At 39.3% G+C, this 15,216-nt stretch carries 12 protein-coding genes; all 12 read left to right on the plus strand.

Translation table 11 applies throughout. The features are described 5' to 3' along the window. Positions 1 to 88 precede the first annotated feature (88 nt). The 12 genes from IGI46_RS06020 (at position 89) to IGI46_RS06075 (ending at position 15,209) form a co-directional block, all read left to right on the plus strand. A complete protein-coding gene (locus tag IGI46_RS06020) occupies positions 89 to 988 on the plus strand; it encodes a metallophosphoesterase (protein ID WP_429962457.1) in 900 nt (299 codons plus the stop codon). A gap of 16 nt (positions 989 to 1,004) precedes the next feature. Then, a complete protein-coding gene (locus tag IGI46_RS06025; RefSeq protein WP_429962458.1) occupies positions 1,005 to 2,357 on the plus strand; it encodes a hypothetical protein in 1,353 nt (450 codons plus the stop codon). After that, positions 2,341 to 2,775, plus strand: a complete 435-nt coding sequence (locus IGI46_RS06030) for a YaiI/YqxD family protein (protein ID WP_207703885.1) — start codon at positions 2,341 to 2,343, stop codon at positions 2,773 to 2,775. Before IGI46_RS06025 ends, IGI46_RS06030 begins: the two co-directional genes overlap by 17 nt. Positions 2,776 to 2,880: 105 nt before the next feature. After that, complete coding sequence (locus IGI46_RS06035; protein ID WP_429962459.1) at positions 2,881 to 3,945, plus strand: D-alanine--D-alanine ligase; 1,065 nt, start codon at positions 2,881 to 2,883, stop codon at positions 3,943 to 3,945. A gap of 142 nt (positions 3,946 to 4,087) precedes the next feature. Further along, positions 4,088 to 5,443, plus strand: a complete 1,356-nt coding sequence (locus IGI46_RS06040; protein ID WP_429962460.1) for a UDP-N-acetylmuramoyl-tripeptide--D-alanyl-D-alanine ligase — start codon at positions 4,088 to 4,090, stop codon at positions 5,441 to 5,443. A gap of 273 nt (positions 5,444 to 5,716) precedes the next feature. Further along, positions 5,717 to 7,249, plus strand: a complete 1,533-nt coding sequence (gene cshA / locus IGI46_RS06045; protein ID WP_429962461.1) for a degradosome RNA helicase CshA — start codon at positions 5,717 to 5,719, stop codon at positions 7,247 to 7,249. A 416-nt stretch (positions 7,250 to 7,665) separates the two neighbouring features. Then, positions 7,666 to 8,016: a holo-ACP synthase gene (acpS, locus tag IGI46_RS06050; protein ID WP_429962462.1), complete on the plus strand. Its 351-nt coding sequence runs from the start codon at positions 7,666 to 7,668 to the stop codon at positions 8,014 to 8,016. A gap of 17 nt (positions 8,017 to 8,033) precedes the next feature. Next, positions 8,034 to 9,155, plus strand: coding sequence for an alanine racemase (gene alr / locus IGI46_RS06055; protein ID WP_429962463.1), 1,122 nt, complete (start codon positions 8,034 to 8,036; stop codon positions 9,153 to 9,155). Between the two features lie 10 nt (positions 9,156 to 9,165). Continuing rightward, positions 9,166 to 9,546 (plus strand): type II toxin-antitoxin system PemK/MazF family toxin, encoded by a 381-nt coding sequence (locus IGI46_RS06060; RefSeq protein ID WP_207703890.1) that lies wholly within the window; start codon positions 9,166 to 9,168, stop codon positions 9,544 to 9,546. 471 nt (positions 9,547 to 10,017) lie between these two features. Then, positions 10,018 to 11,478, plus strand: a complete 1,461-nt coding sequence (locus IGI46_RS06065) for a helix-turn-helix domain-containing protein (RefSeq protein WP_207703891.1) — start codon at positions 10,018 to 10,020, stop codon at positions 11,476 to 11,478. A 118-nt stretch (positions 11,479 to 11,596) separates the two neighbouring features. Continuing rightward, positions 11,597 to 13,339 carry an ABC transporter ATP-binding protein gene (locus IGI46_RS06070; protein WP_429962464.1) on the plus strand — a complete coding sequence of 581 codons (1,743 nt, stop codon included), beginning with the start codon at positions 11,597 to 11,599 and terminating at the stop codon, positions 13,337 to 13,339. Then, entirely contained in the window at positions 13,326 to 15,209 is a 1,884-nt protein-coding gene (locus IGI46_RS06075) for an ABC transporter ATP-binding protein (RefSeq protein ID WP_429962465.1), read from the plus strand. Before IGI46_RS06070 ends, IGI46_RS06075 begins: the two co-directional genes overlap by 14 nt. Positions 15,210 to 15,216: the final 7 nt, after the last annotated feature.

Here is a 15,216-nt window from a genome sequence, read left to right on the forward strand (position 1 = left end):
TAGTATAGCATAATCTTTACGCAGGCTATCTTATAAATTGGGTATTTTTTGGTTCTATATTTAGGAGTAAACTAAAGGAGATGATTGGATGGGAAAGCTGGCGATTATTAGTGATCTTCATGCGGATATTAATCATTTTGAAGAAGCAGAATTGACTCTTCTATTGGAGACGTTACAGGAGAAAAATATTACTCGGCTGCACTTTGCTGGAGATAGTGCTAATAAAATTAAACAGACATTATCGATTAATGAGTATTTCCGCAAAAGAGGTTTTGAGACAACTTTCAATTTGGGAAATCATGAAATGGGAAGTATTGTTGGTGAAGAGATGATCGAACACTATCCTGACAGCCATTTTTTGAATTTTCGGTACTTGCCGTTAAATGATTCAACCGTTTTACTGGGTTTGAATGGCTGGTATGATTATCAGTTTTCTGATTTGCAGGACCAGAAAAAAATAGCTTCAATGAAACGTTTGTATTGGTACGATCGGGTTATTATGCGTTCTGGGGATGATCCCACAGTGAATCAGCGAATTTTACAACAGCTGGATCCCATACTGAAGCATTTGGAAAAAGAAAACTATCAGGTGATTTTAGCGACTCATTTTGTCCCGCAAAAACAGTTTATCGTACGTTTAGAGGGGAAATATCAAGTTTGGAACCAGTTAAATGCCTTTTTAGGTGCAGCTTCTTTAGGACAATTGTTGAATCAGTATGGTAATATTTCTGATGTGGTATTTGGCCATACGCATCGTCGGTTTGAAGAACAGCAGATTCAAGGAACTCGCTACCATTGTCGTCCCCTTGGTTACTATTACGAGTGGCGCTTAACGAGAGATTTTGTATTAAAGAATCAATTAGTGGAGGAATACAATCCGATGAAGCTACGAGGCGTTTTGCGTAACCATAAGGAGGCCTTTCAAGCTTATAGAATGGAACACTTGAAACAAGAATTTCAGCAGGCGATAACCGTGATCGCTTATTAAGAAAAGAGGAATCTAGATGGGAAAGATAAAGATCGTGTGGCAAAGTTTTGCACAGGCGACCCCTTTTATTTTATCCAATACAATAATATTCGTCCCATATTTACTGTATATTCATTTAATTGACGGCCGCGATATCATTACGGTACTGCCTTTCGTATTATTTTATACTTTCCGAATGACGGGGATATTCCTTATTCGCAGTCTTCAGCGTTCGATTGAAAAATATACACTATTGATTTTGGCGCTGTTATTGGGAGGATGCGGCTCGTTACTTAGTTTAATAGGTACTCTATATACGCCCATTTTCATTCTCGCCAGTATTTGCTTAGGATTAAGTGCTGCGTTGTTCCCACCAGCCAATGTCAGTGTTAATTATTTTGAGAAAGCACAAGGTGAAAAAGTAACAGGTGGAAAAACGTACTTATTGGGACTAATTTTGCTGCTGCCACTATTTTATGGGTTGAGCCTGCCGATTAATGGTCAGTTAGTGATTGTTTCAGGGCTTTATACGTTATATTTTGTACTTGCTTATCATACAATTCGTCATTTTCCTCATTACGAACTAGACTTTAAAGATCTTTCGAAAAATGTTTTTTCACCTAAGGAATTGATTTGGTTTAGTCTATTTTTTGTTGCAATTTTTCTTTTACGCAGTGGCAGAATATTGTTTAAGGAAGTTTATTTAAATATAGCAATTCTGATATTCTGTCTAATCTTTTTACTATCTGTTTATGGAGTTAAGGTTGCTAAGCGAAGCTGGCACCTCCCTTTATGGGTGAATATGCTGACTTTTTTTAATGGTATGTGCGGAAATTTTCTAATCTTGTTTGGCACCTTCTACACGGCTGCTGTGTATGGGAAACAGACGCTTTCAACGCACTTATTCCTGCCGTATTTTTTGGGAATAATCTGTGCAATGCTTTTCGGGGGAAAGGTCGGGAAACTTTTGGATAATCCTTTGCATACTCAATTAATGGGGTTTAGTTTGGGATTAATATCGTTGTTTTATTCTCCTGTTTTTCCGTTAGCAATTGGCGTCCTTTCCTTTTTCCACAGCACCACCAGCAGCTGGTTAAATCAGTGGTATTATCAACAAGATGCGATTGAGGCAGAACAGAGGATTATCGCTAAATATGCAACCTCAAACAAAGGAAGTATCACACATCAATTTCTCTTAATGGTTTTCTTACTGCTTATTTTAAGGTATGATCATTTTCCAATGAATGAATTATTTTCTTTACCTAACCTACAGCAGGGGAGTAAGGCTTTGGGAGCAGTAATGATCACTGTGAAAAATGGGTCCAGTATATTTATGATCATTTGGTTAGCTATAATTGGAAAGGTGGGACAACATGCGTTTGATCATTGACGGAGATGGTTCTCCGGTAAAAGATACCACGATTGAAATTGCTGAACACTTTGGATTAGAGGTAGTCATTGTAACTAGTATTGACCATTACTCTACCAAGGAGTATCCTAAATTTGTGAAATTCGTTTATGTAGATCGAGGCATGGATGCGGCAGATTACAAAATTGTGTCATTAATTCAATCTAAAGATATTTTGATTACTCAAGATTATGGGTTGGCTTCTTTAACTCTCAGCAAGGCTGCACATGTCTTGCATCAGTCTGGGATGGAGTATACCATGAATAATATCGATGCACTCTTGGGACAACGTTATATCAGCGGCAAAATGCGTCAGTCGAAACAACGTACAAAAGGTCCAAAACCTTATACTGAAGCAGATCGCGAGCAGTTTCGCCAAGCTTTGCTTCAGCTTATTTAGCCATAAGAATCTTTAAGCTTTGTAACATTTGTAAATTTTTTTTTCGGCTTTTTGTTTTTTATGCTAAAATATGGGGGAATCTTAAAAGTAATGGGGGATAAGTACTTGAAGATTATTTTACTATATGGTGGGAAAAGTCCAGAACATGACGTATCCATCTTATCGGCTTTTTCGGTTATTTCAGCCGTTTATTTTGACTACTATCAAGTGCAGCTTGTTTATATCGATAGAACCGGTCAGTGGGTAAAAGGTCCATTGTTGACTGAAGCACCTGAAACAGATGAAACATTGCGATTAACTTGGGATCCAACAGGAACGGATGTCGAAGGCTTTACCGGTAAAGTAATTGCACCCGGAGATATTAAAGAAGATGACGCGATTGTTTTTCCGGTTCTGCATGGTCCAAATGGAGAGGATGGAACGATTCAAGGCTTCTTGGAAGTATTGGATATGCCTTATGTCGGTGCTGGTGTATTGGCCAGCTCTAGTGCTATGGACAAAATCATGACTAAATACATCCTACAGGCAGCGGGAATTCCACAAGTACCTTATGTACCCGTGTTGAAAAATGAATGGAAAGAAAATCCTAAGCAGATTTTTGACAAGTGCGAAGGGATGCTGCTCTATCCAATGTTCATTAAACCCGCTAATATGGGCTCCAGTGTTGGAATCACCAAGGCTGAAAATCGCGAAGAGCTGCAAAATGCGTTAAAAGAAGCTTATCGCTATGATTCACGAGCGGTGGTGGAGCAAGGAATCGAAGCAAGAGAAATTGAAGTAGCAATTTTGGGGAATGCCGATGTGCGAACTACACTGCCTGGAGAAATAGTCAAAGAAGTAGCATTTTACGACTATAACGCTAAATACATCGATAATTCTATTAAAATGGCTATTCCAGCTGAAATACCTGAAGAGGTTAGCGACAAAGCAAGAGAATATGCAAAGCTGGCTTTCACCATGCTGGGCGGAGCAGGCTTAACTCGTTGTGATTTCTTTTTGACCAATAAAAACGAATTATTCTTAAACGAATTAAATACGATGCCAGGTTTCACAGAATTCAGTATGTATCCTTTATTATGGGCAAATATGGGCTTGAAATACGGTGATCTAATTGAAGAATTGATTCAATTAGGCTTGAACCGTTACAAACAACAAGCTGCTTTTGAGTAAAAATGGGTATAATGAAAGCTGACAGTATTCAATTCAATGGGTAAACAGAAACAGACGTTTTTATTACCGCTTAGTAGGAAAGAGTCTGGAGCTACTACAAGGCCAGACTCTTTTTTTAGACAAGGAATGGGAGGAACACACCATGAAATTAACAACGACGATCATTAACAGAGCCGTTCAAGGAGAATTAGTAGGTGCAGAAGAAGTAACGGTCACCGGGGTTGAATTTGATTCGCGTAAAATCAAAGCTGGCGATCTATTTGTCCCATTACAAGGCAATGCCGATGGTCATTTGTTTGTTCAAAAAGCAATTGAGAATGGTGCAGTTGCAACATTTTGGAGTAATGAGAATGTCCAACCGCCAGAGAATATTATCGCTATCAAAGTACCAGATACGTTAAAGGCTTTTCAGGCATTAGCCAGCTATTATTTGTTGGAAGAAAATCCCGATGTTATTGCAATTACAGGTTCAAATGGTAAAACGACAACTAAAGATATGACCGAGGCCGTGTTGCATCAGAAGTTTAGAACCTACAAGACACAAGGAAATTACAACAACGATATTGGTCTGCCTTATACAATTTTACATATGCCAGAAGGAACAGAAAAACTGATTTTAGAAATGGGCATGGATCACGCTGGAGAAATCAAGGTTCTTTCGGAACTCGCTGAGCCGGATGTTGCGGCTATTACTATCATCGGAGAAGCTCATATTGAAAACCTGGGTTCACGAGCAGGAATAGCGGAAGCAAAACTGGAAATCACTAAAGGTTTGATTGATGACGGTTTGCTGTTGATTCCAGCGGATGAGCCGTTATTAACAGAGCGGACAGAAAATCTTTCGCAAAAGCAAAAAACTTTTGGCATTCAAATGGGGGATATTTCAGCAACCATTATGTCTGAATCACGGGAAGCCACGTTATTCACGGTAGATGGCAAAGCTTATCAAATCCCTATGCCAGGAAAATACAATGTCAAAAATGCTCTTATCGCTTTAGCAATTGGTCGTTGGTACGGTTTATCTGATGAAGAGATCTATCAAGGGTTAACGTATGTTGAAGTAACTCAAAACCGCACGCAGTGGTTGAAAGCAGGAAATGGTGCAGATATTTTGAGTGATGTCTATAATGCTAATCCGACAGCGATGAGTTTAGTGTTGGATACTTTTGCTAAATTGCCTACGAATGGCCGCCGTTTAGCTGTCTTAGCAGATATGCTTGAGCTTGGTCCGGATGCTGCCCTTTTACACCATAATATGGTGGATCACCTAAACGATCAAGAGTTTGCGGTGGTGTATTTATATGGTGAGCAAATGAGAAACTTAGCAACTGTTATTGCCACTCGGTATCCGCGCCTATCAGTTCAATCATTTTCCAAAGAAGAAAAAGCTAAACTGATTGAAGCTATCAAAGTAGATTTATTGCCAGATGACAGTATCGTTTTAAAAGGCAGCAACGGCATGGGATTAATTGAAGTGATTGAAGCACTGCAAGCATAGAATTTGAAACTTGCAGAAAATAGTTTCATGTGCTATAATAAGCCGTTGCCGAGAAATGAAGTAATGATTGAATGAGTCATCCAATAGATTATTGAAAGCCCCATAAAATGGGCTTTTTTTTGAGAGATGTTCCTTCCGCCTGACTTCAAGGAGCGGTTTTTCGGTGGTATCACAATAGACGGTAACTAAAAGGGACGGTTGCGGATTATTGATAGATACAAGAACCTGCACGCTCCACCTGACATAAGTCAACATATACTAGGAGGATATCATTTGAAATTTAAAGAATTACAGTTAGCACCAGAACTACTAGCAGCCATTGAACGCGCCGGCTTTGAAGAAGCAACTCCGATTCAGGAACAAACTATTCCTTTAGCTTTAGAAGGAAAAGACGTTATTGGACAAGCACAAACAGGAACAGGTAAAACAGCTGCTTTTGGCTTGCCAATGCTGAATAAGATTGATGCGAAGAAACAAATTCTACAAGGCCTGGTTATTGCACCTACCCGTGAATTAGCTATCCAAACGCAAGAAGAATTGTTCCGTTTAGGACGTGATAAAAAAATCCGGGTTCAAGCTGTCTATGGGGGTGCTGATATTGGTCGCCAAATTCGCGGCTTGAAAGACCGTCCGCATATTGTAGTGGGGACACCAGGACGTATGCTGGATCATATCAACCGTCACACACTGAAACTTGAAACAGTTGAAACACTAGTTTTAGATGAAGCTGATGAAATGCTGAACATGGGCTTCTTAGAAGATATTGAAAAAATCATCAGCAAAGTCCCTGAAAATCGTCAAACATTATTGTTCTCTGCGACTATGCCAGATGCAATTAAAAAAATTGGCGTAAAATTTATGAACACCCCTGAACACGTACGGATCAAAGCAAAAGAAATGACTGCTGATTTGATCGATCAATACTATGTTCGAGCAAAAGATTTTGAAAAATTCGATGTTATGACTCGTTTGTTCGATGTTCAAACGCCAGATTTAGCAATTGTCTTCGGTCGTACTAAACGTCGTGTAGATGAATTAGCTCGTGGGTTAGAAGCTCGTGGCTATAAAGCGGAAGGTATTCATGGCGATTTGTCACAGCAAAAACGGATGAGCGTATTGCGTTCGTTCAAAAAAGGTGATCTAGATATTTTAGTTGCTACTGACGTTGCAGCCCGAGGATTAGATATTTCAGGCGTAACACATGTATACAATTACGATATTCCACAAGATCCTGAAAGCTATGTTCACCGTATTGGACGTACAGGCCGTGCTGGTAAAGGCGGAATGTCAGTAACTTTTGTTACACCAAACGAGATGGGCTATCTTCATGTCATTGAAAATCTAACTAAAAAACGCATGACACCGTTACGTCCGCCAACCGAAAAAGAAGCCTTTAAAGGCCAATTGGGTGCGGCAATTGAACAAATTCACGAAGAATTGGATGGCAGTGCCGATAACTTAGATAAGTATACGGAAGCTGCGAGAGATTTATTGGAAGCTTATAGCGCTGAGGAAATGGCTGCTTTACTTTTGAAAACAGTCGCAAAAGACCCTTCTGATGCTGCTCCAGTAAAAATCACTCCAGAACGCCCATTACCTTCAAACAAAAAGGGCGGGTTCAACCGCGGCGGCAAACGTGGTGGAAACAATAGCAACAACCGCAACCGCAATAAAGAAGGCGGTTATCGCAAAGATCGTGATCGGGAACGTTCAAACAAAAACAAAAACTACAGTGGAACAAAGCGGACCAACAACCGTAATGATAAGAAGCGTGGTTTTGTCATTCGTACCAATTCGAACGACTAATTAACGAAAGAGCAATCTGACTTTTCAGTTCAGATTGCTCTTTTTTTAGCATGTAGGTAAAAGACTTTCAATACCATATTCCAAGAGTAGAAAGCGGTGTGGCGTTAAATTAAATGAGTGAAAGATCAATTATAATAGAGAAAAAAGCACAAAAAAATATTAAATACTCAATTTATATTCTATTATTTTTGTAATATCGAAATAGAGATTTAAAAAATGATTATTGTCAGTTGTTACAAAAAAAGTCCTAATTTGGCTTTCAAGCTGTTATTGATGTATAATTGTAGATCAGTGTATGTCAGTAATAGCAATAAACAGAGTTCGGTTTATCTTTTTTCTTTGTTCTTTTAAAAAAATAAATAGATTTTGATGAAGACTTTGGTAAAATAGTAGTGATACAAGGAAAGGATGAAGGCATGATCAAAGGAATCGGTATCGATGCAGTTGAGATAAATCGGATGGCCAAAATCATCGAAACGAAACCGCAATTTGCAACTCGGATACTGACTAAAAAGGAGCTAGCCCTTTTTACTAGCCATTCTGCTCATCGCAAGGTAGAATTTCTAGCAGGACGGTATGCTTGTAAGGAAGCCTTTGCTAAGGCTTGGGGAACCGGAATTGGTGAAATAAGCTTTCAAGAGCTGGAGATACTTCGCAATGATGCGGGAGCTCCCTATTTTGCTGAATCTCCCTATAAAGGCAAGGTCTTGGTTACCTTAACCCATACAGATACTCTGGCTATCGCTCAAGTATTATTAGAAGAATAAGAAAGAAGGATTTTTACGTGGTTGTTACGTACCATCGACCTACAAGAGCATTTGTACATAGAAACGCAGTCAAAACAAACATAAGGCGGGAAATAGAACGTCTGCCTGAAGGTGTTGAATTATTTGCTGTTGTGAAAGCGCAAGGATATGGACATGGAGCTGTAGCAACAGCCCAGACGGCACTAGCAGCTGGAGCTACTGGTTTTTGTGTGGCTACATTGGACGAAGCGATTGAACTTAGGGAAGTCGGAATTGTTGAGCCGATCCTTATTTTGAGTGTCGTTTTTCCAAGTTATTTGTCACTAGTGCTGGATTACGATTTATCTATCACTGTTGCTACGAAAGATTGGTTGATTGAAGCTCAGGAAATGCTGAATGAAATTGGTTCGGAAATTCCTTTAAAACTGCATATAAAAGCAGATACGGGTATGGGACGAATTGGGTTCTTGACCCCTTCAGAGGTGAAAGAGGCAGCTGATTTTATTCGGCAGTCACCTAATATGCTGTGGGAGGGGCTGTTCACTCATTTTTCAACTGCCGATGAATCGGATACCCGATACTGGAAATTGCAGAATCAGCGGTTTAAAAAAATGCTGGAAGTACTGGAAGAAAAGCCGCGCTACATTCATGCAAGCAACAGTGCGACGGCATTGTGGCATGAAGAGTTTCCAGGGAATATGATTCGTTATGGCGTAGCGATGTACGGTCTTAACCCGTCAGGACATGCATTGCCAGAAACATATCCGCTAATACCTGCATTGGAGCTCGTTTCAGAGCTGATTCAGGTAAAAGAATTAGCAGCTGGTGAAGGGATAGGTTATGGGGAAACCTATATCACATCGGAAAAGGAATGGATAGGGACCGTTCCAATCGGGTATGCAGATGGCTGGCTAAGAAAAATGCAAGGTTTTTCCATTTTGGTAGAAGGCAATCATTGTGAAATCATCGGTCGTGTTTGCATGGATCAGTTAATGATTCGCTTGCCCCGGGAATATAAAGTAGGGACTCAAGTGACATTGATTGGAAAAAATGGTAATGCGGAAATTACAATGCAAGAAGTGGCAGATCATTTGGACACAATCCATTACGAAGTAGCTTGTATGATTTCAGAAAGAGTGCCGCGAATTTATAAGGAGTAGGAGGAGTGTCATGGTTAAGCGTGGTGATATTTATTTTGCGGATTTGTCTCCAGTCATTGGGTCAGAACAAGGCGGTGTCCGTCCGGTTTTAGTTATCCAAAATAACTTGGGTAACCATTTTAGTCCAACAATCATCGTTGCAGCAATTACAGCTAAAATGGCTAAGCCTAAACTGCCGACTCACATTGGAATAAATGCCAATAAGACAGGTATTGAAAGGGATTCAGTAATATTGCTTGAACAGATTCGGACCATTGACAAGTCACGATTAAAAGAAAAGGTTTGTCATCTGGATAAAGGAATGATGAAATCAGTAGATGAAGCGTTACGTGTGAGTGTAGGAATTGAACTAACTTCGTCAATCGTTGCTGCGCAGTCAAGTTATACATAAATTTTTCTATTTACTAAAAAAATATACCTGCGATTAGGTAGACAGTTGGACTATCTTTCTGTTAGTCTTATGTGTTAGATACTCTCGCGTTTCTAAAAAAAAGCTGTTTATGATAGAGGAAGGATTACCAGATCTTAAAATGGAAATAGACATTTAAAGAATTGTTATCATTCGTAGTAAAACCGCTTTTTGTTTGCTGCCAGATTAATTTAGAATCAGAGAGTGAAATAGTAAATCTTGGGATTTATGAATCACTCTCTTGTTTTTAGCGTTTTAGTGATGAATCAATTAGAAAAGATTGTTTAACCATTATTTGATTTTAAAATATTTGTTTTATGAATTTACTTGATGGCTTATACGAGAAAAAAATAGTTATATCAGGGTATAATAACCATGGGCTATTTCGATTATAAGTGTTAGTTAAGATGTGAAAAACAGATCAATGTAATGATTAGCAGAGGAGGGCTTCCCGTGAAGCACCTATTAAAAACGACGATTCAACGCCGATTATCGATTATTGGAATATTAAGGGATTTCTTTGATTGGCAAGACCCTCAACTGCTGGCTGATTTGCTGGATTGTTCTACTAAAACAATTCTTTCTGATATAGAGGCAATTAATCATGACTGGCAAGATAAAATCGGCATTGAATATTCCAGAACTAAAGGAATACGATTGGATGACAGCTTACATAATAAAATCCGTCCGTTAGCTGCTGACATCATGGAGGAGTCCGAAAGCTTTCAATTTTTGGAGCGGGTATTTTTCCGTCCAAATGAGGATGCTGATTATTGGATTAATGAATTGTACATCAGTGAAGCAACCTTCTATCGCATGGTTCGTCAGATTGATGATGTGATGGAGAAGAGAGGTCTGCGTCTAGAACGTAAGCCTTTTCGAATCACCGCTGATGATGAACGCTGGGTTCGCATTTTTTATGTTCACTTATTTCTTGAAAAATACGGATTGAGTGAATGGCCTTTTGATTTGGAAAAAGAAAAGGTGATTACTTTTGTTCGCCGTTCCAGCCAAGCCTTTGATATCATGATGAATGATCGCGATACAATGGAGTATAGCTTTTTGCTGTCAATTATTATCATTCGTTGTTCGCAGGGGCTGATGATGACCAATCAAACGATTAAAGAACCCGATGAGGATACGTTGGCTAAACTGAAGGAGTTGTACGCTCTTGCAGAGGCTACAGTAGAGAATTCTAATTACGTGGTAACTAGAACCTGGTATCAGGAAGTAATTCACAGCTTGTTTTATGATTATTTCATTACTAACAAAAAGGAAACCTACGATAAAGTTTGTACAGGAATTGAGAGCTTTCTGGAGCAACTGGTTTCAACATTCAAAATTCCGTTGGAGGAACTGAATCAAAAGCATATTACTCAAAAGATGCTGCGCATTTATCGGGGGTACTATATTTATCCATACTCTCGGGCAATGCTCTTTAACGAGGCAGCTTTTTTTAGCCGTTCGGCTCAGCATTATTACCCCCACTTTGCAAAGATGGTTCAGCAGCAGTTAATTGATTTGGAACGAGAAATGGATTTTCCCTGGTTCAGTCAGTTTTACTTTTTAGTTTTGCGCTGTCTGTTTACTGAATGGGGACAGTTGGCCCATTATTTGGACGTTTTATCGCCAAAGGTCAAAATCATGATTATTAGTGATTCTGGTCGACGGCACGGAGAAATGTTGTCAGAATTAATTCAAAGCCGTTTTTATTACCGAGTGGAGATCACGGTGTATGATGAATCCATTTTGCAATTAACCCCGGAAAAGATGGAAGCCTTTAGTACTTACGATCTAGTAATTTCCAATTATACCTTGAAAGAATATCCATACACTAATTTGCAGATTGTGGATGATTTTTTAACAGAGGTTGATTTTTCAATCGTTAATTCAATCATTAAACAGATTCGTTAATAACCGAGAAAGAAAAAGGGAGGCGTGCCTCTCTTTTTCTATGGAGTGAGAGAGTTTATTATTATGAATACTTGCCAGAAACCCATATACTGGTAGTGAAGTGAAAGGACGTGAATATATGCTGAAAAAGCTGCTGGCAAATGTCGGCGAATATAAAAAAGACAGTCTACTGACTCCTTTATTTACGATGGGAGAAGTACTGATGGATGTCATAATGCCATTGATTATGGCTGGTTTGATTGATCAAGGAATTCAAAAGAGTGATCAGTCTGTAATCTTACGTTACGGGGGTCTGCTGTTCCTCTGTGCCCTATTTGCACTATTTATGGGGACACTTGGAGGTCGTACGGCTGCAATTGCATCTGCTGGGTTTGCAAGGAATTTACGACATCGGTTGTTTGAGAAGGTTCAAGGCTTTTCCTTTTCCAACATTGATCGTTTCTCCAGCTCAAGTTTGATTACGCGGATGACAACCGATGTAACCAATATTCAAAATGCTTACCAAATGATTATTCGTATCCTCGTTCGGTCCCCTTTGATTTTGATTTTTTCTTTAGTGATGGCTTTTCATATCAATCGTAGTTTATCCATGATTTATTTAATTATTGTTCCCTTATTGGGAATTGGCTTAGGTCTAATTATTCACTTTGCTTACCCGATTTTTATGAAAGTATTTCGTACGTATGATCGTTTGAACAACGTGGTGCAAGAAAATCTCCAAGGTATTCGCGTAGTGAAATCATACATCCGCGAAGAGCATGAAGAGGAAAAATTTGGTGAAGTTTCGCAAGCTGTGTATGACAACTTTGCTAAAGCTCAACGAATTGTTGCCTTCAATATGCCAGTGATGCAAATTGCTATTTACACTTGTATGCTTTTAATTTCTTGGCTGGGAGCGGAACTAATTGTTGAACAGAGTTCATTGACTACTGGTGAATTGGTAAGTATGTTCAACTATACAATGCAAATTCTAATGAGCTTGATGATGATGTCTATGACTTTTGTTCAATTAATGATTGCCAGAACATCAGCTGAACGTGTTATCGCTGTAATTGATGAAGAGAGTGACCTAAAAAACAACGATGCACCATTAACTGAAGTACTAGACGGTTCAGTTGTATTTGATGATGTCTGCTTCAGTTATCAAGATGATATGGATAAATTGGTCTTAGAAAACGTCAATCTAACAATTCGCTCAGGTGAAATGGTGGGAATTGTTGGTGGTACGGGGAGTTCTAAATCTAGTTTGGTTCAGTTGATCCCTCGTCTTTACGATGTGACCCATGGTCAAGTGATGGTTGGTGGACAGGATGTTCGCGACTATGATTTGGAAGTATTGCGGGATCAAGTCGGAATGGTTTTGCAAAATAATGTACTGTTTAGTGGAACAATTAACGAAAACCTGCGATGGGGAAATGAGCAGGCTTCAGATGAAGAAATTCAGGCTGCTGCAAAAATTGCTCAAGCTGATCCATTTATCCAAGAGTTTCCTGATAAATATGACACGATGATCTCACAAGGTGGGAACAATGTATCAGGTGGACAGAAACAGCGTTTAACCATTGCTCGTGCTTTATTGAAGAAACCAAAAATTTTGATTTTGGATGATTCAACTAGTGCGGTAGATACTAAGACTGATCGAGCCATCCGTGATGGACTAAAGCAGGCAATCCCTGGGACGACAACTTTCATTATTTCTCAGCGAGTCAGCTCAATTCAAGATGCCGATCGAATTATTGTTTTAGATGATGGTAAGGTTAACGGTGTAGGTACTCATGATGAATTGCTGGCCAGCAATCAGATTTATCAAGAAGTCTTCAATTCTCAACAGAAAGGATTTGGTGATCATGATTCCGAATAATCGAAAATTTGCTAAATCCAATCCTGCTAAAACCTTGAAGCGTCTTTTGAGTATTATGATGAGCAAATACAAATTTCAGCTTTTTGTCGTATTTATTGCTATTTTATTAAGCGCCTTTGCCAATGTTCGCGGATCCCTGTTTCTGCAAGTTGTTATTGATGATTATATTACTCCTATGATGGGGCAAGCAAATCCAGATTTTAGCGGATTATTGCGAGCAATTTTGACGATGGCTGCTATTTATGTAGTTGGTATCGCTGGAACACTTTTCTATAATCTAGTCATGGTTAAGGTTTCTGAAGGAACGCAAAGGACGATCCGAGACAATATGTTTACACACCTGGAAAGCTTGCCATTGCGTTATTTTGATGCTAACTCTGATGGTGATATTATGAGTCACTTTACCAATGATACCGACACTTTGCGTCAAATGATTTCGCAAAGTATTCCTAACCTGCTGATGGCATTTGTAACCTTCATTTCAGTATTTATTGCAATGTTTTCGATTAGTGTACCGTTAACGTTGTTTGTAGTGTTCTCAGTTTCTTTGATGTTTGTGATGCTGCGTTTTATTTCTAAACGAAGCGGTCGCTATTTTGGCAATCAGCAACGGGACTTGGGGAAAGTGAATGGCTATGTTGAAGAAATGATGCATGGGCAAAAAGTCGTGAAGGTCTTTAACCATGAGAAAAAAGCAATTCAAGAATTTGATGCAATCAACGAAGAACTGCGCCAAAGTGCTGCTAAAGCCAATGGGACAGCCAATATGCTAATGCCAATTATGATGAACCTGCTTAACATTCAATATGTATTAGTTGCGATAGTCGGAGGTTTGTTTGCAGTTTATGGTGTTTCGGCGTTGACAGTTGGGATGATTGCGTCCTTCCTGCAGCTGAGTCGTTCATTGAACGGACCAATCAGTCAAATTTCACAACAGATTAACTTTGTTATTATGGCTTTAGCAGGTGCCGATCGTATTTTTCAATTATTGGATGAAGAGCCAGAAGTGGACGATGGGTATGTTACGCTAGTCAATGTCAAAGAAGAAAACGGCCAATTTATTGAAACCAATCAGCGAACAGGACTATGGGCTTGGAAGCATCCTCATGAAGATGGAACAACTACCTACACCCGTCTGACAGGAGATGTTCGATTTGAAGATGTCAATTTCGGTTATGACACTAATCATATGGTCCTTCACGATATTAATCTTTACGCCGAACCAGGCCAAAAAGTGGCTTTTGTTGGAGCCACCGGTGCGGGTAAGACGACGATTACCAACTTGATTAATCGTTTCTACGATATCCAAGATGGCAAGATTCGTTATGATGGTATTAATGTGAAGAAAATCAAGAAGAATTCCTTGCGTCATTCATTAGGAATCGTCTTGCAGGATACCCACTTGTTCACTGGATCGATTAAAGAAAATATTCGTTATGGACGTTTAGATGCGACGGATGAAGAAGTCTATCAAGCTGCCAAACTATCCAATGCAGATATGTTTATCCAGCATTTACCAGAAAAATACGACACGGTAATTACGGGGGATGGTGATGGTTTGTCACAAGGACAGCGGCAACTATTAGCAATTGCCCGGGCTGCCATAGCTGATCCACCAGTAATGATTATGGATGAAGCAACCTCTAGTATTGATACTAGAACGGAAAGTATTGTACAAACCGGAATGGACCGTTTGATGGAAGGCCGAACCGTATTTGTTATTGCTCACCGCCTTTCAACCATTCAAAATTCAGACGTGATAATGGTAATGGATCATGGACGGATTATCGAACGTGGGGACCATGACAGCTTGCTGGAAGAACATGGTATGTATTACCAACTTTACACTGGTAAAGTGGAGTTGGATTAAGGCTAGA

This window comes from Enterococcus sp. AZ163, assembly GCF_050498925.1.
Lineage (GTDB): Bacteria > Bacillota > Bacilli > Lactobacillales > Enterococcaceae > Enterococcus_A > Enterococcus_A ferrettii.